The organism is uncultured Devosia sp., from assembly GCF_913055165.1.
Taxonomy (GTDB): Bacteria; Pseudomonadota; Alphaproteobacteria; order Rhizobiales; family Devosiaceae; genus Devosia.
In genome coordinates this window covers 19273-39273 of record NZ_CAJXJS010000002.1, presented here as the reverse complement: position 1 = coordinate 39273, position 20001 = coordinate 19273, and the positions used below count along the sequence as shown (strand labels likewise).

The 20001-nt window shown below is 59.8% G+C and carries 17 protein-coding genes and 1 tRNA gene; 11 read left to right on the top strand and 7 right to left on the bottom strand.

Annotated features, from left to right (window positions below):
* Nucleotides 1-18 precede the first annotated feature (18 nt).
* The 6 genes from QZ564_RS01275 (at nt 19) to QZ564_RS01250 (ending at nt 7574) form a co-directional block, all read left to right on the top strand.
* The gene (locus QZ564_RS01275; protein WP_297103587.1) at nt 19-1980 is read left to right on the top strand and encodes an ABC transporter permease subunit; all 1962 of its coding nucleotides are present in this window, start codon (nt 19-21) and stop codon (nt 1978-1980) included.
* A 77-nt stretch (nt 1981-2057) separates the two neighbouring features.
* Entirely contained in the window at nt 2058-2729 is a 672-nt protein-coding gene (locus tag QZ564_RS01270) for an FCD domain-containing protein (protein WP_297103584.1), read from the top strand.
* 97 nt (nt 2730-2826) lie between these two features.
* Nucleotides 2827-3963 carry a sugar ABC transporter substrate-binding protein gene (locus QZ564_RS01265; protein WP_297103581.1) on the top strand — a complete coding sequence of 379 codons (1137 nt, stop codon included), beginning with the start codon at nt 2827-2829 and terminating at the stop codon, nt 3961-3963.
* Between the two features lie 69 nt (nt 3964-4032).
* On the top strand, nt 4033-5559 hold the full coding sequence (locus tag QZ564_RS01260; protein WP_297103578.1) for a sugar ABC transporter ATP-binding protein: 1527 nt from the start codon (nt 4033-4035) through the stop codon (nt 5557-5559).
* Between the two features lie 5 nt (nt 5560-5564).
* On the top strand, nt 5565-6602 hold the full coding sequence (locus QZ564_RS01255) for an ABC transporter permease (protein WP_297103819.1): 1038 nt from the start codon (nt 5565-5567) through the stop codon (nt 6600-6602).
* A gap of 9 nt (nt 6603-6611) precedes the next feature.
* Nucleotides 6612-7574, top strand: a complete 963-nt coding sequence (locus QZ564_RS01250) for an ABC transporter permease (RefSeq protein WP_297103575.1) — start codon at nt 6612-6614, stop codon at nt 7572-7574.
* A 24-nt stretch (nt 7575-7598) separates the two neighbouring features.
* Here QZ564_RS01250 and QZ564_RS01245 read toward each other — a convergent pair whose 3' ends face one another.
* Genes QZ564_RS01245 through QZ564_RS01235 form a run of 3 tightly spaced genes read right to left on the bottom strand, consistent with a single transcriptional unit; the run spans nt 7599 to nt 10741 of the window.
* Complete coding sequence (locus QZ564_RS01245; RefSeq protein WP_297103572.1) at nt 7599-8756, bottom strand: mandelate racemase/muconate lactonizing enzyme family protein; 1158 nt, start codon at nt 8754-8756, stop codon at nt 7599-7601.
* Nucleotides 8757-8811: 55 nt separating this feature from the next.
* Entirely contained in the window at nt 8812-9558 is a 747-nt protein-coding gene (locus tag QZ564_RS01240; protein ID WP_297103568.1) for a ribonuclease activity regulator RraA, read from the bottom strand.
* Between the two features lie 22 nt (nt 9559-9580).
* On the bottom strand, nt 9581-10741 hold the full coding sequence (locus tag QZ564_RS01235) for a mandelate racemase/muconate lactonizing enzyme family protein (RefSeq protein WP_297103565.1): 1161 nt from the start codon (nt 10739-10741) through the stop codon (nt 9581-9583).
* Between the two features lie 280 nt (nt 10742-11021).
* Here QZ564_RS01235 and QZ564_RS01230 point away from each other — a divergent pair, with 280 nt between their 5' ends.
* The 3 genes from QZ564_RS01230 (at nt 11022) to QZ564_RS01220 (ending at nt 15533) form a co-directional block, all read left to right on the top strand.
* Nucleotides 11022-11723 carry a GntR family transcriptional regulator gene (locus QZ564_RS01230; RefSeq protein ID WP_297103561.1) on the top strand — a complete coding sequence of 234 codons (702 nt, stop codon included), beginning with the start codon at nt 11022-11024 and terminating at the stop codon, nt 11721-11723.
* Nucleotides 11724-11833: 110 nt separating this feature from the next.
* The gene (locus QZ564_RS01225) at nt 11834-13195 is read left to right on the top strand and encodes a mandelate racemase/muconate lactonizing enzyme family protein (protein WP_297103558.1); all 1362 of its coding nucleotides are present in this window, start codon (nt 11834-11836) and stop codon (nt 13193-13195) included.
* 985 nt (nt 13196-14180) lie between these two features.
* Nucleotides 14181-15533: a hypothetical protein gene (locus QZ564_RS01220; protein ID WP_297103555.1), complete on the top strand. Its 1353-nt coding sequence runs from the start codon at nt 14181-14183 to the stop codon at nt 15531-15533.
* On the opposite strand, the gene QZ564_RS01215 is transcribed toward QZ564_RS01220, so the two are convergent.
* Both QZ564_RS01215 and QZ564_RS01210 read right to left on the bottom strand, forming a co-directional pair.
* A complete protein-coding gene (locus QZ564_RS01215; protein WP_297103552.1) occupies nt 15514-15987 on the bottom strand; it encodes a transglutaminase-like cysteine peptidase in 474 nt (157 codons plus the stop codon). The genes QZ564_RS01220 and QZ564_RS01215 overlap by 20 nt on opposite strands.
* Before the next feature lie 330 nt (nt 15988-16317).
* Nucleotides 16318-16394 (bottom strand) — tRNA-Arg (locus QZ564_RS01210).
* A 55-nt stretch (nt 16395-16449) separates the two neighbouring features.
* On the opposite strand from QZ564_RS01210, the gene QZ564_RS01205 reads away from it, so the two are divergent.
* Nucleotides 16450-16947: a peptide deformylase gene (locus QZ564_RS01205; RefSeq protein WP_297103548.1), complete on the top strand. Its 498-nt coding sequence runs from the start codon at nt 16450-16452 to the stop codon at nt 16945-16947.
* 50 nt (nt 16948-16997) lie between these two features.
* A protein-coding gene (gene prfB, locus QZ564_RS01200; protein ID WP_297103544.1) for a peptide chain release factor 2 occupies nt 16998-18123 on the top strand; the annotation gives its coding sequence in 2 pieces (ribosomal slippage) (nt 16998-17066 and nt 17068-18123; 1125 coding nt in all).
* Nucleotides 18124-18179: 56 nt separating this feature from the next.
* On the opposite strand, the gene QZ564_RS01195 is transcribed toward prfB, so the two are convergent.
* Nucleotides 18180-19310, bottom strand: a complete 1131-nt coding sequence (locus QZ564_RS01195; RefSeq protein WP_297103541.1) for a M23 family metallopeptidase — start codon at nt 19308-19310, stop codon at nt 18180-18182.
* A gap of 71 nt (nt 19311-19381) precedes the next feature.
* Nucleotides 19382-19870 (bottom strand): peroxiredoxin, encoded by a 489-nt coding sequence (locus QZ564_RS01190; protein ID WP_297103538.1) that lies wholly within the window; start codon nt 19868-19870, stop codon nt 19382-19384.
* Nucleotides 19871-20001: the final 131 nt, after the last annotated feature.

Sequence of the window (20001 nt, the reverse complement as noted above, 5' to 3'; positions counted from 1 at the left end):
CCCTGATGGAGTGCAGGCATGGAAGACCGGATGACTTTGTCCGTAGCGGGGGCGCCGCCGCGGAAGTCGCGCAAGAAGTATCTTGAAAATCTCTTCGGGCCCGACTGGAAGGTGGGGCAGTTGTTCGTGCTGCCCATGGTCCTGATCATGGTGCTGCTGATCTTTTGGCCGTTCGTCAATGCCATCTTTATCAGCACCACGGCGTTCAATTTCCTGACCGGGGAAACCGTAGGCGTCGGCCTGCGTAATTATGAACGCCTCTGGACCAACAGCGATTTCCTGCAATCCATCCAGAACACGGTTGTTTTCACGTTCTGGTCGCTATTGCTCAAATTCATCGTCGGGATGTCGGTAGCCCTCATCCTCAACAGTCGACTACCCTTCCGAAGCCTTCTCAGCGGCATCATGCTGCTTCCCTGGATCGTGCCGGAGATCGTTACGGCACTTGCCTGGAAGAGCATCTACGATCCCATGTTTGGTGGGCTCAATCCGATCTTGCAGGGGGTGGGCGTCATCGACCGGCCTCTTGGTTGGCTTTCCGACCCGAATATGGCGATGGGCTCAATTATATCCGTCAACGTCTGGAAGGGCATACCCTTCTTCGTGTTGCTGTTGTTGGCCGGATTGAAGGCGGTTGATCGCGAACAGATCGAGGCAGCCCAGGTGGATGGCGCCAATGCCATCGAGCGCTTCAGGCACGTTACGCTGCCCAGTCTGCGCTATGTCATCGTGGTGACGATGCTGTTGTCGTTCATATCTACCTTCAACCAGTTCGGCCTGCCGTTCCTGATGACCGCTGGCGGCCCTAGCGGTGCCACCAAGCTCTATTCAATCCTTGCCTATGAAAAAGCGATTGGATCGCTGCAGTACGGTCCGGGCATTGCCATCGCCTTCTCGGTGGCGCCGTTGATGGCCGTGCTGATCTGGCTGTTGGCGCGCTTCATGCGGCACGACGATAAGCGCGATGGTGGGTTTGATGCTCGACCAGGCATTGCAGATCGCCTGGTGGCCCTTGGTGCCAAGGGCGTCAACCTGTTGTTGGACATTGTCTTCTGGCCCATCCAAATGGTGTTTGGAGCATTTGAAGCGCTGATCCGTCGCCTGCGTATCGCTAGTGGGCGCCCAGCGACCCAACCGATGACCAGTGCAGCCGTGCGCCGCGAGGGTGGTCCTTGGCTGCGCGTGGCGCTGTTGGTGCCGGTGCTGCTTTTTGTGGCCTTTCCTTTCTACTGGATCGTTATTACCTCGCTTAAATCTACCGAGCAGATCAGCCAGCGCGTCTCGATATTCTGGCCCGAGCCAGCCACGCTTGAGCAATACCGGTCTCTGGTTCAAGACACACCCTTCTTGACCTGGTTGCTGAACTCCGCCTTCGTGTCGGCTGCCGCGACCGTCATTTCTGTCGCGCTGGCCTCGCTTGCGGCCTACGCATTGTCGCGGCTGCGGTTCCGTGGCGCCGGCATGCTGACGACCCTGTTGTTGATCACCTATCTGCTGCCCGGAACACTTCTCTTCATTCCGCTCTATCAGACGCTGACATCGATCGGCGTGATCAACTCGCACGCAGCGCTGATCCTCACATACCCCACCTTCCTCCTTCCATTCGCGACGTGGGTCCTGATGGGGTATTTCCGGTCCATACCGGTCGAACTTGAGGAAGCCGCGCGTATCGACGGTGCAAGTCGCTTCTACATTTTCTGGCGCATCACCCTGCCTTTGGCAGCACCGGCGATCCTCTCGGTGACTTTGTTTGCCTTCACCAATGCCTGGAACGAGTTCTTGTTCGCCTTCGTCTTCATCACCTCCGAATCCCTGCGCACGCTGCCCATTGGGCTGCAGTCGCTGGTGGTTGGCGATATCCTGCCCTGGGGCAAGTTGATGGCGGCCTCGCTGCTCACCGCGGTTCCGGTGGCAGTGCTCTACATCTACGCGCAAAGATTCCTGGCCGAAGGTCTCACAGTTGGGGCAGTCAAGGGATGACGACGAAGCGCTCCGGGAAGACCGCCAACGGTCGGGCGCCGGCGAGGGAACATGCGGCGCCATCAGCAGTCGATGCGATGGTCATCAAGATCAGGAAACTGATCTCCGATGGGGGCCTGCAGGTTGGCGACAGCCTGCCCACCGAAAAGGAGCTGTGCGAGCGCTTCGATGCCGGACGCAATACCGTCCGGGAAGCTATGCGTATCCTCAAGGCCTACGGGGTGGTGGCGGTGCGCCCCAAGGTGGGAGCCACGCTGATCGACGACCGCATGGAGCGGGCACTCGACCTGTTCTCGTTTAACACGCTCGACATATCCCGCCGCACCTTCAACGACATTCAGGGGTTCAGGAAGCTGATAGAGGTCGGTACCGTGGACACCCTGTTTGACAATGTCGGCCCTGCAGACATTGCCGAACTCCGGGAGATCAACGCCCGGTTACAATCCGCGCAGACAATTCCCGAGGCGTCCGAGCAGGATTTCTGCTTTCACCTGCGGCTTGTCTCAATCCTCAACAACAGGGCGGTGCGCGATGTCTACCGGATCATGAAGCCGGTGATCATCCGCATTATGGAGCGGGCCAAGGAGTTGCGGGACTTCAACCAGGACACGTTCGAGCAGCACGACGCGATTGTCGATGCGCTCGAGCAGCGCGATCGCATCCACTACCAATATGCGCTGGTGTCGCATCTTGAACTGGGACTTTGGGCCTTCGAGGAGGAGTCGGGGTCCGAGCAGCGAGCGCTTTAGGAGCACCTGCTGCAAATCATGTGCAGGTCGTTCGGCTCACGCGAGCCGGCCACCTGGGCATCACGTCGAAGAGACGTTTTAGAGAGGGAGGACGACTATGAAGACCATGAGTGTAACACTACTGGTTGCGGCGGGAATACTCGCGTCGACCAGCCTGACATTGGCCGGCCCGGAAGTGGTTTCGGGACCGGGAGCCGATCCATCTTGTTTTGCGCCCTGGAATGCGGACACCAAGTACCTGCAATGGCCCGCCCAGGACGGCCCCTATCGGATCGCCGTTGTGAACGGGTTCGTCGGCAACACCTGGCGTATCCAGATGATCAAGACCGCCAAGGCGTTCGCCGAGGATCCCGCGATCAAGGACAAGATTGCCGAATTCAAGGTCGTCTCTACCGGCACCGACGCCCCCGCACAATTGGGGGCCATCGAGGACTTCATCAATCAAGGCTTCGACGCGATCGTCACCATTGCGGTGTCCCCGGATGGCTTCGACCGTGTTATTCGCCTGGCCGATCGCGAAAATGTCGTGCTGGTGCCTTTCGACAACGTGCTCGATACCGATGCGGTGATGCAGGTCAACGAAGACCAGACCGAGATGGGTCGCCAATGGGCCCAATTCATCATTGATGAGCTTGCGGCCCAGGGAAAGACCGGCGGCAAGATATTGGAGGTGCGCGGCCTGGCCGGCAACTCGGTTGACCGTGACCGATCGGCCGCGATCCACGAGACCTTTGACGCCACCGGTGGCGACTGGGAGATCGTGGAAGTCGTGGGCAACTGGGATGATGGCACTGCACAGAAGGTGACGGCAGACGCCATTGCCGTTCATGGTCAGTTCGACGCGATTGCAGTCCAGGGCGGCACGACCGGTGCCGTTCAGGCGCTGATGGATGCCGGGCATCCCATGGTGCCGATTGCGGGCGAGTCCGAGAATGGCTTCCGAAAGCTGGTTGCCGAGCATGCCGATGACGGCCTGAAGGGCATCTCGATCGGCCAGTCTCCCGGCCTGGTAGCAATAGCCATGAAGGCTGCGGTCTCGGCCCTCGAAGGCAATGTCATGCCGCAGCTCATCTCGGTGCCGCTGCCTGTCGCCACCTATGACGAACTGGAAGATGGCCTGAACTACTGGTCTGACCTGCCGGACAATTTCTTCACCGTGAACGAGTTCCCGCCCTGTGGCGTGAACATTTCCGGCCCGGCGATCATGGCGCAGTCTGAGGCCGACGTGAACTGAGCCAATCCGGTGGCGCCGGTCATCGGCGCCACCACTCCGTTATCATTTGGCCCAGGGGCATCGCCAAACATGTCTGACCAACCCTTTCTTCAGCTGACGGGGATCTCGAAGCACTTCGCTGGCGCCCGAGCTCTGGAAAATGTCGACTTTGCCTGCAAGCGCGGCTCCATCCATGCCGTACTCGGCGAGAATGGAGCGGGTAAGTCGACCCTGATCAAGATCATAGCCGGTGTCCTCGAACCGGACAGCGGCGCGATGTTTCTTGAGGGCCAGCAAGTCCGGTTCAGCAATCCGGCCGAGGCGAATTCGGCCGGGGTGGTCTGCATTTTCCAGGAACTCTCTCTGGTTCCGGACCTGACCGTTGCAGACAATATCAGCCTGGCCGCACCTCCTCTGAAGTTTGGGATGATCGACCGGCGCGCCCAGTATCGCTTTGCCGAGGCTGTTCTGGCGCGCATCAAATGCGAGGATGTCGATCCGAATGCGCTCGTGAAGGATCTCTCGCTTTCCCGCCGGCAAATGGTTGAGATCGCCAAGGCGGTCGGAAAATCACCCAAGCTGTTGATTCTGGATGAGGCAACATCGGCCCTGACCCGTAAGGACGTGGAGACGGTCTATGGCCTGCTGGAGGATCTTCGGCAGGACAATGTGGCGAGCCTGTTCATTTCCCACCGCATGAACGAGGTGGAAAGGCTGTGTGACACGCTCTCGGTCTTTCGCAATGGTCGGCATGTCGAAACGTTCACCAAGGGCACCAAGACTGACCGAGAGATTGTCCGGCTTATGATCGGACGCGAGGTTGACGCACATTTTCCGCCAAAGCCACAAGCGGAGAGAACGGCGCCCCACCTGCAGTTCAACGATCTGTCCTGGGAAGGGCGCCTGAAGGGGGCCTCTTTGTCGGTAGGTAAAGGAGAAATCGTGGGCCTGGGCGGCCTGGACGGCCAGGGGCAGAAGGAGCTCATGCTGGCACTGTTTGGCGTGCTGCGGGGCGTCGAGGGGACAGTGAAGGTTGGGGAGAAGACCGGCGCGCCGCTGTCACCTGCAGCAGCGAAACGAGAACCGCGCCGCATCTGCCTGGTGCCCGAAGACAGGAAGACCGAGGGATTGATGTTGCCCATGTCGATATCGGACAACTTGCTCGCTGCTTCCTATTCCCGGGTATCGGTTGGCCCCTTTATCGACCCGGCCCTGGAAAGCGAGGCGGTTGATGCGGCGATCGCCAAGCTTCAGATCAAGCTGGGATCGCCGCAGGATGCCGTGGCCACGCTGTCCGGGGGCAACCAGCAGAAGGTGGTCATCGCAAAGTGGTTGATGACCGACCCTGATGTCATCCTGCTCAACGATCCGACGCGCGGCATCGACGTTGGCACAAAGCAAGAGATTTATCGCCTGATGCGCGAGCTGGCCGACGAGGGCCGCGCGATACTCTTCTATTCCACAGACTATGCCGAGCTCATCGGCTGCTGCGACAGGGTTGCCATCATGTATGACGGGTCCATCGTTGCCGAGCTGGCTGGCGCCGCCATCAACGAGGAGGCGATTATTGGCGCTTCCCTAAACCTTCATGCGTCGGGACCGGAGGCCGTTTCGTGACTGCCATGTCCGCCCTCTCGACCAATATGCGTCAGAACCGCGGTCTCTACGGTGCCGTTATTCTGCTCAGCATCATCTACCTGATCTACAATATCCTGCATCCGCGTGGATTTTCTTCGGCAGTCCTGATCCAGAATGCCAATGAGTCAGTGGCCATTGTTTTCGTGGCCATGGCTCAGACGATACCGGTCCTGCTAGGCGGCCTGGATTTGTCGGTGGGGGCAGTCATGACCCTCGCGGCCTGTATCGCCTCGGTTCTGGTCAATGGTTCGCCTCTTCAGATCGTGTTCGGCATGGTCGTGACGCTGGCCGCGGGCACCGCCTTCGGGCTCTGCAATGGCCTGATCGTCGTCTACGGGCGCATCCAGCCGATTATCGCAACCTTGGCCACCGGCGCCATTGCGATCGGCCTAGCACTCTTCATCCGGCCCAAGCCTGGGGGCGACATTGACGGAGACCTCAACTGGGCCCTGACGAATTCGCTTTGGGACTTCGTAGAAACCTACGGCCTGTTTGATCCGGACGCGCCATGGTTTGCCCCCGTGGCATGGATCCCAGTGCCTCTGCTCATCATTCTGGTGTTCGGCGTCTGCGTCTGGTTGCCGTTCCGCCGCACCGTCTTGGGCCGCACCATCTACGCAATCGGCTCGGCAGAAGGCGCAGCCTTCATGTCCGGCCTACCGATCAACCGCGCCAAGGTCGCGGCCTTCACCCTGGGAGGATTCTTTGCCTCGTGCGGTGGGCTCTACCTGGCAATACAGACTGCCTCGGGCAATGCCGACATTACCCAGGCCGGCGCCTATACGCTCAACTCCATTGCCGCCGTGGTGTTGGGTGGCACGTCTCTTCTGGGCGGAATGGGCGGGGCAATCGGTTCACTGATTGGTGCGCTGATCCTTCGCGTCATCTCGTTTTACTTCCGCATCCTTTCCATTGATCCGCTCCTGCAGCCCCTTGTGGAGGGGATCGTGCTGCTCGCTGCCGTGAGCTTGGGGGCCTTTCGCGTGTTGCGGGTCAAGAACCGTCTCGAACTCTTCCGCTAGGATACCGCCATGCAGTCTGCTCTCTTGCACCTCAGATCGGAAGACAAGCCAGTACTTGTCTCTGCCGGCTTCATCGTGGTGATCCTCGTTCTCGGCACCATTTACACCCTGTACACACAGGGTACGGCACCTCTGTTTTCGCCGAACTACCTTCTGCAGCAATTGCAGACGGGCGCCTTTCTCGGCATCGTCGCCGCTGGCATGATGATGGTGATCTTGCTGGGGCATATCGATCTCTCGATCCCCTGGACGCTCACCGCAGCCGCTATGATGGCCACCGCCGTCGGCGGTGACCTCGCTTTGCCCACCGGTATCGCCGTTGGAATAGCGGTTGGCCTGGTCAATGGCATTGGCGTTGCCTATCTGCGCATTCCATCCATGATTTTCACCCTGGGCGTAGACTCAGTGATGCGTGGGCTCATGGTCTGGCACACGGGAGGTTTTGCCCCTCAGGATCAGGCGACTCCGCTGATGCGCTTTCTGGCGGCAGAGAAATTGTTCGGCGTCCCGGTGGCCATTTTCGTCTGGGCAGCAGTTTCGGTCGTAATTGTGCTGCTGCTGTCACGAACCGCATTTGGCAGGTCCATTTATGCCACAGGCAATCGCGAAGCGGCCGCCTACCTCTCTGGCATCAGAACTCGCTGGGTTATCGTGGGGGCTTTTGTGGCCTCGGGGGTATGCGCGGCGACCGCTGGCATCCTTCTGGCCGGCTATTCAACGAAGGCCTACCAGGGCATGGGCAATGCCTATCTTTTGCCCGCAATTGCGGCGGTCGTCATTGGTGGCACACGTATCCTGGGCGGGCAGGGGCGCTATATAGGCACACTGGTCGGCGTCACGCTGATCGTATTGCTCAACTCGGTGCTTTCGATCATGCAAATGCCCGAGGCTGGGCGCCAGGTGATCTATGGCAGCGTTATCGTTGGCATGCTGCTGGTCTATGGACGCGACACGCGCAGCCTGAGTGGCTGAGCGTGCCGCGCAGTTGCGGTGGGCCTAAGCAAACCAGGTGGTGCCGGGATATTGGTGGGCCCGGGCCACCTCTTGATTGAGCTCAAGCCCGATGCCGGGCCTGTCACTCAGCTTGATCTTGCCGTCCTGGATGATGTCGCCACCGTCGGTGATCGTCGACCAGTAGTCGCGATGGAACCAGTGGAATTCCAGCACCAGGAAATTGGGAATGGTGGCGCATACATGCGCGGACGCCATCGTCCCGATAGGCGACGACACGTTGTGCGGTGCGAAAGGCACTGAATAAAGATCGGCCAGCTCGGCAATCTTGCGGCACTCCGAAAGCCCGCCGCACTTTGGAATGTCGGGCATGATGATGTCGACCGCTTGCTGTTCGAGCAATTTGCGGAAGCCGTGCCGCAGATAGAGGTTCTCACCAGCGCAGATGGGCGTAGACGTACTGCGGGTAATTTCCGCCATGACGTCAATATTTTCGGGCGGAATGGGTTCTTCCAGCCACATCAACTGGAGATGTTCGAGGTCGCGGGCCAGGCGGATGGCACTGTGTTTGTCGAGGCGCGTATGGAGGTCACAGGCGACTTCCACGCCCTTGCCGGCGGCTTTCACAACCATCTCCGCCAGTTGCACCATGCGATCATGCTCCCACTTGTTGGGAGTCATGTTGAACCTGTCCTTTTCGTACCAGCCAGTTTCGCTGCCTGTGTGACCATAGGCGCGGATGTCGAGATCGACCTTGAGGGCGGTGAAACCCGCGGCGAGCACCTGATCGACCTCGGCCTGCACCTCGTCCATGTTCATGCCAGGCGACACCTCACAGTCGCAGTACACCCGAATGTTGTCGCGGAACTTGCCGCCCATCAGCTCGTAGATCGGCACTTTCAACGCCTTGCCCTTTAGGTCCCAAAGAGCAATTTCAATACCTGTCAGCGCCGTTATCAGCGCCCCGGCAAAACCGCCTTCAAAGACAAGGCTGCGTCTGGTTTCTTCAAAAATGGCGTCAATTGCAAAGGGGTCGCGGCCGACCAGTTTGTCGGCCAGTTCACGCTCGATGATGGCGATCGCCTGATGGCCGCCATGCACGCATTCGCCCAGGCCGGTGATGCCGGCATCCGTCTCGATACGGACCCAAAGGTGCATGCAATGGCCGCGAGTCGCCGCCGTCTTGACCGAAGTGATTTTCAAAGGTGCCTCCCCCGGGCCGTCAATTGGTTCGCTGCAAATTATGCTTGGAAAAAACCTACGCCGGCTTCGCCGGATTGAGCTTACGCCAGGCTTCGTACTCGGCCTGGGCGTCCGGATGCAGCGGATAGTAGCGCTGCAGCGAAGCGCCCTGCATAAGCTTCATGCGGGAAAACTCTTCCCACTCGGCATGCTTCTGGCCATCGTCCAGCACCCGCTCGGCCATGGATACCGGCACCACCACCGCCCCGTCGTCGTCGGCCACGATGATGTCTCCCGGCACGACGGTCACGCCGCCGCAGGCAATCGTGACGTTCACAGCGTTGGGATAAATGTCGGTCTGGACGTGATAATTTGGGGACCAGCCCTTCAACCAGAGCGCCAGGTCCAGTTTCTCCACATTCGGGCGATCACGCATCACCCCGTCTATGATGATGCCGGCGCCCCCACGACCCTTGAAATAGGTCGACATCATGTCGCCGAATATGCCTGATCGCATATCGCCGCGGGCATCCACCACCACTACATCGCCTTCCTGGACGTGATAAAGTACGTGCCGGTGCAACTGGGTCTCCGGATCGGCATATTCGCCTTCGTTGAACAGGTCTGGACGCTGGGGCAGGCATTGCAGCGTCAATGCCGGACCGCAGATGATCTTCCCCTTTATCTGAGGCAGGATGCCGGTCATGTGCGGGTTGCGAAATCCGAGATGGCCGAGTGTGCCAGCAATGGTAGCCGCACCCAGACTCTTCAGCCCCTCGATCAGGTGTTTTGGCGGCCGGTTGATGTCGGCTGTCGTGATCATTTGGTCCTCCCTTGCCCCGACCTTACCAATTGGTCACGGAGCCATCCCTTCGCCGCAAATGCGGCGCTTCCCAGAAGCTGAAGCTCTGCTTGGCCAGCGAGGCTTCGTTGACCTCTATTCCCAGCCCGGGTGCATCGCTGACCGGGTAGACCGCACCCTCGAGGCGCGGTTGAACAGGGAAGAAGTCGGAATCGTCGAAGCCAAGCTCTCTTTCTGGTTCCCGCGTCTCAAGCCAGGCGAAATTGGGTACTGCCGCCGCAAAGTGGATTGTGGCTGCGGTGCACACCGGCCCCAGAGGATTATGCGGCATGAGGTCAACATAGTGTGCTTCGCTCCAGCCGGCGATCTTCATCGCTTCTGTCAGGCCGCCTACATTGCACACGTCCAGGCGATTGAACTGATGCAGACCCCGCTCGACATAGGGCAGGAATTGCCACTTGCTGGAGAATTCCTCGCCAATGGCGAACGGAACATCTGTCATCGTCCTCAGCGATGCGTAGGCCTCCGGCGTTTCGTCCCGGATCGGCTCTTCAAGAAAGTCGAGGACGCCACGGTCGAGCTTGCCGCAGAAACTAGCTGCCTCGGCAACGGACAGACGGTGATGGTAGTCGATACCCAACACCACCGCATCGCCCAGTTGCTCGCGGGCCTTGTTCAAGAGGCGTGCCGTCGGCGCGATGGACTCGCGAGGCTCGAACAGGTCGCGGCTGTCCTGGCCGATCGGAAAGAAACGGATAGCATCAAACCCCAATGCTCGCAGCTCTTGCGCCCGTTCCACCGCACCTTCATTCCCACTGTCGCCGGTAGAAGCGAAAGTGGGAATGAAGGTGCGATGCTTGCCTCCGAGAAGCGCATAGACGGGCACCCCCAGAGCCTTGCCCTTGATGTCGTGCAGCGCGATGTCGATGGCGGAGATGGCCGCCTGCAATACCCTGCCGCCTTCGAAATATTGGCTACGATAGAGTTCCTGCCATATCCGGCCAATCTGCAACGCGTCTTGGCCGACGAGAAATTCCCGATAGTGCTCGATAGCGCCGACAACCGCTTTCTCCCGGCCGGTGAGCCCACTTTCGCCCCACCCGCTGAGGCCCTGATCGGTTTCGACCTTGACCAGCAGCTGATTTCGAACCCCCACCCGAACCGGATAGGACTTTATGCCGGTAATCTTGATGGCTGGGGTCATGACGGTTCTCGGGAGGTCCTCGGTCGCCAATGGGCACTGGCTGATTTCGCGAAGGCCAAGTAGACGCCGATAATGCCGCCTGGGAGGGGGCCCCCAGACAATCGGAAGGCTGCTTCGGCGCCACCTGTGCTGACCTTGAGAACGATATAGAAGCCATATTGCGTGTCAACTACGCCTGATTATACATTATTTGTAGTCTTTCGTGGCGAATGTAGCCCGAGTGGTGGTGCCGGTTTCTGGCAGGGCCAGGTCTAGTTGAGCAGGAGCGATCGCTATCGGGATGACAGAATTCAAGGCACAGCCACCAGCGGGATTAGAGCCCAGCGCTGCCTCGCGCGCGGGAGCATCTGTCTACGAGCTCATTCGCGATGACATCGTCTCGGGGCGGCTGAAGGCCAATGAAAGGCTGGTTGTGGCCGAGCTGGCGCAACGTCATCGCACATCCACAAACCCGGTTCGCGAGGCGCTGCAGCTCTTGCGAGGAGAGGGCTTCGTGGTCTTCTCGCCCAACCGGGGCGCACGCGTCCGGCCGATCGATCAGGACTTCGTTAGGGACATCTACGAGATCGGCGTGTTGATCGAGCCGGCCCTGGCGCGCTGGTTTGTGGGTATGGCAACGCTGGAAGACATAGCTGAACTCGAGGCCATCCAGGATGAGATCGAGCGCAACAATTTTGCCGATCCGATCCGCCACAGCGAACTCGACACAAGGTTTCACACCATCATGTATGAGCGCCACTACAATCGGCATGCCGCCGAGTTGTGGTGGAAGCACCGCGAGGTGTTGCGCGCGGTCAGTCGGCGCTTCAGCTTCACCCTGGCGCGGCGCGCGCAGGTCATGCGCGAGCATCGAGAACTCATACAATGCATCAAAGACGGCGACGCCGAACGAGCAGCAGCGCTGGTCGCCCAGCATGTCGAGGGTTCAGGACGCCACATTCTGGAGCAAATGCGTGCCGCTGAGGCCGCCCGTGCCGGATAGCGGTGCCACGGCATGGGGGTAGGGGCCGATTGAGCACATTCGACCACCACGAGAGCTTCAGCGAAGCAGGATGCACCGGGCGTGAGTTCACTGATCAAGAGGGGAAGACCATGGACGCCGCAACAACGGACGAAACGATTCAGTCCAACATCCGCACGGCCTCACGGCCTAGCGAACTCCGCATCACTGACCTCAGGGTTGCCGAGATTATTGGGGCCCCGTTCACCTCGGTGCTGATCAAGATCTACACCAATCAGGGCATTGTCGGGTTCGGAGAAGTGCGCGACGGTGCCAGCGCAACCTACGCTCTCATGCTCAAGTCTCGGCTCCTCGGTGAAAACCCTTGCGATGTGGATCGTCTGTTCCGCCGCATCAAACAATTTGGTGGCCATGGGCGCCAGGGCGGGGGTGTCTCAGGCATCGAGATTGCCCTGTGGGACCTTGCTGGCAAGGCCTATGGAGTGCCGATCTACCAGATGCTCGGCGGCAAGTTCCGGGACCGGGTTCGTTGCTATTGTGATACGGATGCAGAACGGCCCAGCGGTACAGAAACGGGCCGAAGGCTGAAGGCCCGTATGGACATGGGGTTCACCTTCCTCAAGATGGACCTTGGCCTCATGCAGATCGCCGATATCCCCGGGGCGGTTGTGGCGCCGGCAGGTTCGCTTGAGGGTTATCGGGTTCACCCGGAGCGGGGGCCGGCCAAGACCTTGGAAGATCGCCGTGCCCGCAACGCGATTTATGACACACACAATGTCCGCCACCCCTTCAGCGGCTTGCACTTCACCGATAAGGGCATCGACCTGCTCGAACAGTATATTCACGAGGTGCGCGAGGTAATCGGCTACGAGGTTCCGCTGGCCATTGACCATGTCGGGCATATTTCGCTGCAGAACGGCATCCGGTTGGCCCGGCGGATTGAAAAATACGTGCCAGCCTGGCTCGAGGACGTCATTCCCTGGCAATATACCGAGCAATATCGTCAGTTGCAGGACGCGACGACGGTACCGATCTGCACCGGCGAGGACATCTACCTTAAGGAAGGCTTCGAGCCACTGCTCAAGAGCGGCGGAGTGTCCGTCATCCATCCGGACTTGCTGACCTCTGGCGGAATCCTCGAAACGAAGAAGATCGGGGACATGGCCCAGGACCACGGCGTGGCCATGGCAATTCACATGGCCGAAAGTCCGATCGCCGCCATGGCGGCAGCGCACGTCGCCGTTGCCACAGAAAACTTCATGGCACTGGAATACCATTCGGTTGAGGTCGACTGGTGGGACGATATCGTCACCGGCCTTCCCAAGCCTTTGGTCAATGATGGCTTCATAGAGATGCCAGACAAGCCAGGGCTGGGTATCGACGATGTTGTGGACGATGTCATCGTGCAGCATCTCCAGCCGGGTGTCGCCGGCATTTGGCAGGCCACCAAGCAATGGGACGACGAATATTCTTGGGACCGCACCTGGAGTTGACCTGAGCGACCAGGCCCAGACTAGTCGGTAGCTCGCCTTCAGCTACCAAGGCTATCGATCCCAATGAGCCCGGCTTCTGGATCAGCCGAGAAGATACTGGTCTTATTCATCTTGGAGCGCGGGAGGCAGCGCCCCGACTTGCCGCATAAACTCAAAACTCGGTTGGCCCGTTGCCACTCTCGCCTACCGGAGCGCCAACTGCGCCTCAGGGCAACAATTTTAATAAATTTGTCCATCGTCAAAGGAGCATGGCGCCTCCGCGATACTTTGTCATGACTTGAAGGTGAGTGCCTGTACTGCAAGTCCAATCGGCGCTGCAGGGAAATCTGCTCTTGCTCTTCAGTGTGTACAGTCGATGACAGGAGTGTTGAGATGAGGACAAAGTATCTTTTGGGCAGCTTGCTCGCTGTTAGTGCGCTCACCGCGCCCATCACGGCCCAGGCGCAGCAATTTTTGACCATCGCGCAAGTACTGAGATCATGCCCCGACTTGGACCAGGCCAGGGATTGTCCTGACGCAGCGGCGGGCTTTCTTGGTGCCGGAGCGCGGAGCGATGTCGAGATTTCCACCCTGGCTCTTAATCTCGCCCAATCGGGACGCTTTCCGCGCGTCCCCCTTCCGGTCTGCCTCAATACGGCAGATGGTATTCGCGTTCTCGCCCGTGGCGCCAATTCCGGTGCAACAACACGTCAGCTGAACAACATTGCCGACAGCCTGTGCCTCGGCGGCGGCACCGCGGCAATTCCGGGCGCCACTGCTCCGGGACCGGCTGCTTCGCTTGTTTCGGAGACGACTGGCGAGACAACCACCAGCACCAACGGCGGTAGCACCAACGGCGGTGACACCAACGGCGGCGGCAGCACCAACGGCGGTGACACCAATGGTGGTGACGAAAATGGCGGTGACGACAATGGCGGCCACGGCAATGGCGGTGACGATAATGGCGGCCATGGCAATGGCGGTCACGGTAATGGCGGCCACGGCAATGGCGGCCACGGCAATGGTGGTCACGGCAATGGTGGTCACGACAATGGTGGTCACGGCAATGGTGGTGACGACAATGGCGGCCATGGCAATGGCGGCCACGGTAAGGGCAAAGGTGGCAAGGACTGATATGGCTGGCCCGATCGAGCCGGCATGTGCCGAAGTGCAATCACGCCGGGGGGGCGCTCGATCGTTCCCCCGGTGGCGGGGGCCGAGTACTGCGGCCGCACTGGTCTTCGGAGCGGCCGCTCTGACGTCCCTTGCGGGTCTTCCGGTACAAGCCAACGAAGACGACTATCCAGCGCGCAAAGACTGGTCGAGCTATTGGGAAGGCAGCCTCAATATCTCTGTATTCGTCTTTCGAGACCTCAACCGCGACGGTCTGTACAACCTCGGCGACCAGCCCATGTCGGGCATTCTGGTCGATGTGACTGGACCTGGCCGTCCGAGCTGGAGTGCCTCCAATGGCGCGGGTTTCGCCAATTTCACGATGTCTGGTACCCGGACTGATGGCGACATCATGTTTGAAGGGACCTATGATTTTGCGGTCCGCGTGCCGCCGCAATGGCAGGTCACCACGCGAAATGCTGTTCAGACAACGCAGTTCCGGTTGCGGCCGGGTAGCCCAGCCGACCTGATTGCAGATCCCGCGCCGGCGCTTGTTGGCCTGGCACCAAATCTGACGATCTTCGGGACGCTTCCCGAAAACTTGGATGCGGCGCCAGTCCTGTCTGGGCCACACCGGGCGATCCGGCGTCTTGAGGTCGATCCCGCGCATCACTTTGTTGCTCCAGTCGAAGAGGGTGAGTGGCATAGCCAGACAACCCCCTCCCGGGCGGTCCAGGTGACGACCACGCCGGTACAGATCGCGCAGGCCTGGTGGACATCGTTGACGGACAAAGGTGCAGCCGGAACAAAAATAACTTTTGATGACCTTCAAAGTGAAGGCGTCCTCAAGATTCCATCAGGTTACGCCGGTCTGGGTTGGGACAATTTCGTCATGACGCACCGGAAATTCTATGATCCGGAGGGCTATCGCAACGGCGTCATGTCTGGGGAGTTTCTCGCGTACAACGGGTCAGGGCATCCCGCGGCGATCACCAGCTTCGAACCGTTTGATTTCGTCGGCGGTTATTTCGGCGCATCAGCGCTGGATGCGGAAGGAGAAACTTTATTGATCTCCGCCTGGCGTGGCGATGAACAGGTGTACCATGAGCAGATGACGCTCTCCGCCCTCGGGCCCACCTACCTCGCGGCCGGCTTCGAGGACATCACCCGTCTCGAGTTCCGGACTGCGCACTATTGGCAGTTCACCGCCGACGACCTGACTGTCGTTACGGGGTCCAGACCATAGGGTCGGCACTTGATACCGCGACAATGCGATAGGAAACCTTGTTGAGCGGCAGCACATCGGCAACCAGATTGTCGAGGACCAGATCGTCGTGGTCGGTCTTGACGATGAGGATAGCGTGATCGATCCCCTCCCGGGTTCGAACATGTGCCATGCGCAAGGCGCTGGAAGGCAGCCCTGCGCGCATCAGGGCGTAGCGTTTGCTTAGCACATAGTCCTCGCAATCACCCGAGCTTGCCCCGAGCGTCCAGACGTCGGGGCCAGGATCGTTTCGCGGCCGGATCGACCGGTTGACCTGACTGTTGACCCGCCGGATGCTTTCGAGCACTTCCCTGGTCAGCGCCACCTGGGACTTGCCTCCGCCGCGGCAATGTGCCGGCTGCTCAAGGCAGAACAGCTGGAAACCCAGCGGCGCTGCAGATGCGGCAAGGCCGATTGACGGCGTTGTGGAGAACATGAGGGCTGCGAGCGCAGCCGCGAGAGGAAGCTTGATAGCTTTTGCTGACATAGCCGCACCGCAGTTCAATAGCGCCGGCCAGCCTGCCGATAGATGTGTTAACGAATTCTTGCGCTTCGATGCGCCTGGCCGCCCATGCCTTCGGCGTCCCTACTGTCTCGTACTCAATTATTGGGAGGCGACAATTCCTTGCGATGGCAATCGTGCCGCCCGCAACCACAATCAGTAAGTCGTTCACAAGCACGTGAACAGCGCTCGACTCGTGGACGCGCCACGATGGTGGGGGAGCCATATCTTGCATGGCCGGCCAGAGAGTAGCGTATATGCAAATGGTGATCCCGGCGGGATTCGAACCCACGACCCCAGGATTAGGAATCCTGTGCTCTATCCTGCTGAGCTACGGGACCAGCCGATAGTCGACCTACCAGTCAGAGGCATCGCACGCAAGATGGGCAATACCCCGTGACCTTCATCCACTATCCCGATGACCGCTTCAATATCCCCGCTGTCATGCGCGATCTCGACGACCGGCTGCTTGCCATTGGCTCGGAACTTCTTGCCGCGGCCACCGAAGCACAGGCCTACGGCCTGGCGGCGGTGCACATCGGACATGTTGAACCGGTCGCCGTAGTCAGCCTGAGTGATCCTGGCACACGGGACTATCGTCTCCTTTTCAACCCACAGATCGAGGAACTGAACGGCGATGTGGTTAGCGGCAAGGAAGGGTCGGTCTCAATGCCCGGTATTGAGGTAGAGGTGAACCGCCATAGCGTTGCGCGCATTTCCTTCACCGACGCTTCAGGCGTCGCACAGGACCTCCAGCTCAGCGGCTTTCCAGCCCGCGTCGCCCAGCACGAGATTGACCAAGTGCATGGTATCTTCTTCTTGTCCCGCGTCTCCCGCCTGAAACGTGAAACGGCGATCAAGCGATACACCAAGCTTGGGCGCCGCATGGGTTGATCCAGGGATGGGGTTTCGCTAAACGGACACCCACTGTACAAGGAAGACCAATGCGCGCGGAAATCGAAAAGACCGTTGCCGAAATCGAGCAGGTTCTGACCCTGCTGAGGAGGCATCTTTGACTGGGATACAGCTCAACTCCGTCTCGACGCGCTAAACGCGCAAACCGAATCTCCGGACTTCTGGAATGACCCGGAGAAGGCCCGTGTCGCCATGCGCGAACGGGACGAACTCGACGTCGCCGTCAAGACGGTGCGCGAACTCGAATCCGGTATCAGCGACAATGTCGAGTTGATCGAGCTGGGTGAGGCCGAGGGCGACGACGAAATCGTCCGCGACGCCGAGCAGGCTCTGATCGACCTCAAGGCCACCGCGCGCCGCACCCAGATCGAGACCCTTCTGTCTGGCGAAGTCGACGGCAACGACTGTTACGTCGAAATCCACTCCGGTGCCGGTGGCACCGAGAGCCAGGACTGGGCGAACATGCTCTTGCGCATGTATACCCGCTGGGCCGAGGCTAGGAAAATGAAGGTCGAAACCATCGAAATTCACGATGGCGAAGAGGCAGGCATCAAGTCCGCGACTATTCTGGTCAAGGGCCACAATGCCTATGGCTGGATGAAGACCGAGAGCGGTGTCCATCGGCTCGTGCGGATCAGTCCTTATGATTCCGCTGCCCGACGTCACACCAGCTTTTCCAGCGTCTGGGTCTATCCGGTGGTCGATGACAACATCGACATCGAAATCCGCGAGGCTGACCTCAAGGTCGATACCTATCGTGCCTCCGGTGCTGGTGGACAGCACGTCAACACAACCGATTCGGCCATCCGCATCACCCATGTGCCGACGGGCATCATCGTTGCCTGCCAGCAGGAGCGCAGCCAGCACAAGAACCGCGCCACGGCCATGAACATGCTCAAGGCGCGACTCTATGAGATGGAATTGCAGAAGCGCGAGGAAGCGGCCAACGCCCAGGCCGCCAGCAAGACCGATATCGGCTGGGGCCACCAGATTCGCTCCTACGTCCTGCAGCCATACCAGATGGTCAAGGATCTGCGAACGGGCGTGGAGAGCGGCCAGCCATCGGTGGTCCTGGATGGCGATCTCGACGAATTCATGGAGGCGGCCCTGGCGCAGCGTGTCGGTGTTGCAACCGACATAGCCGCGGAAGACTGAACTCCGCCTCGACCAAGCGAGCCCCGGCGCCAAGCCGGGGCTTTCGCGTTTTTGGACTAGTTCAGCATCGCCAGGATGCGCTTGCCAGTGTCCAGAAACGGCTTGGGATCCACACTCTTATCGGCCTTGTGAACCTCGAAGTGCAGATGCGGTCCGGTCGACCGGCCCGTTGACCCCACCTTGGCAATTGGCGTTCCCGTTTGAACCTTCTGCCCACGCTGTGAAAGGTAAGCGCTCAAGTGCGCATAGCGGGTTGTCAGCCCATTGGCATGTTCGACTTCCACCACCTTCCCGTAGCCGGATCGTTCTCCAACAAAGGTGACAACGCCCTCGGCGGCGCTCAATACCGAGGTCCCCGTGGGAGCTGCAAAGTCCAGGCCCGAATGGAACGCGCGTCCGCCGGTGAAGGGGTCGCGGCGATTGCCATAGCCCGAGCTCTGGCGATAACCTCCCGCCAACGGCATATGCACTGGCGCGCTTTGGAGGCTGTCTCGCGCAGCCTTGTACTGCAGCAGGGCCTCCATGACGGCATTGGCGTCCTCGAGCATGGGTGAGGGGGCTTCTGTGCCGTCCTGAGCCAGCAATAGCGGCCCTCCCACACCATCTGGCTGGGCCTTCGGCAACTCGATTTTGATTCCGAGCGTGGACAGCTCACCAACGATGCGCGCAGTGCGCTCCGTCGCTGCGTTGGCAATGCCACTCATCGCCATCTGGGTTTCGTCCATCATCTGGGTCACCGAGGCCGAGGTGGCAGCAATGTCGGGATTGCCGGCGGCCGTTGTCACCAGCTGGGGGGACGCCGAATCGAGGTCCCCGACGGAAGCCAGACCCAATTGATCCGCCTTCGTAACCAACGCCCGGACCAGCTGGTGCTGCTCCAGCAGTACCTCCTGCTGGGCCGACAATTCTTGCAACTGCAGGTTGATATCGCCGGCCTGCGCATAGTTGCGGGAATGAAGGCGGTCGATCTCGACCCGCATCTGTGCGAGCCGGTCTTCATAGGCGGTCACGACCAGTTCGTTTTGACCGCTCAGCAGCCTTGCTATGTCTGGCGCCATCAGGAGCGCAGTACCTTGTACGGCATTCCCGCCGAGTAGCAGGGCGAACATGGTGTAAAACAGGGCCGGATGGATGCCGCGCTTGGCGCGCTTTTTGTCCCCAACACTGAAACTGGCAGACTGACGCAACGCCACAACTCCAAACACCCAGCAACATGGTTACTTGAGTATGTCGGCGCTTGGTTAAAAAAGGCGAAAGCCTATGTTCGTGGGGCGGATGCAAGTACCTCGTCGAGCGCTGCGAGCACTTTTTCGGCATGCCCCTTGATCCGGGTGGCCCGGATGACCCTGGCGATCCTTCCCTCGGCATCGATGATGAAGCTGGTGCGCACGAGCCCCATGAACTCCCGGCCGTAAAGTTTCTTCATCCGCCAGAGGCCAAAGGCTTCGATCACTGCCCGGTCGGGGTCGAATGCCAGTGGAACCTTCAGACCGTACTTGGCTCGAAACTTCAGGTGGCTTTCGCGTGTGTCTGGCGATACCCCGACTAGAAAAGCGTCGCGCGCACCGAAGGCATCCGACAGCGCGGAAAACTCCTGATTCTCGTCCACGCAACCACCGGAGTCGTCCTCCGGGTAGAAGAACAGCACCACGGGATGTCCGGTCAGGTCCGTCTTCCTGATGGTGGAACCGTCGTCGCGATGAAGGACGAAATCGGGTGCCGGGTCGCCGGGCTTGAGATGTGTCATGGCTCATCCTGCTTTTCTGCAGGATGAATAGAGGGTGTCAGCGCCACATTCCAGCCGGTATCATCCATCAATGCAGCGGATGATTCTGATTGCGGCTGGCGGAGCAGGGCCTGCCGATCTTCGACGTGGTG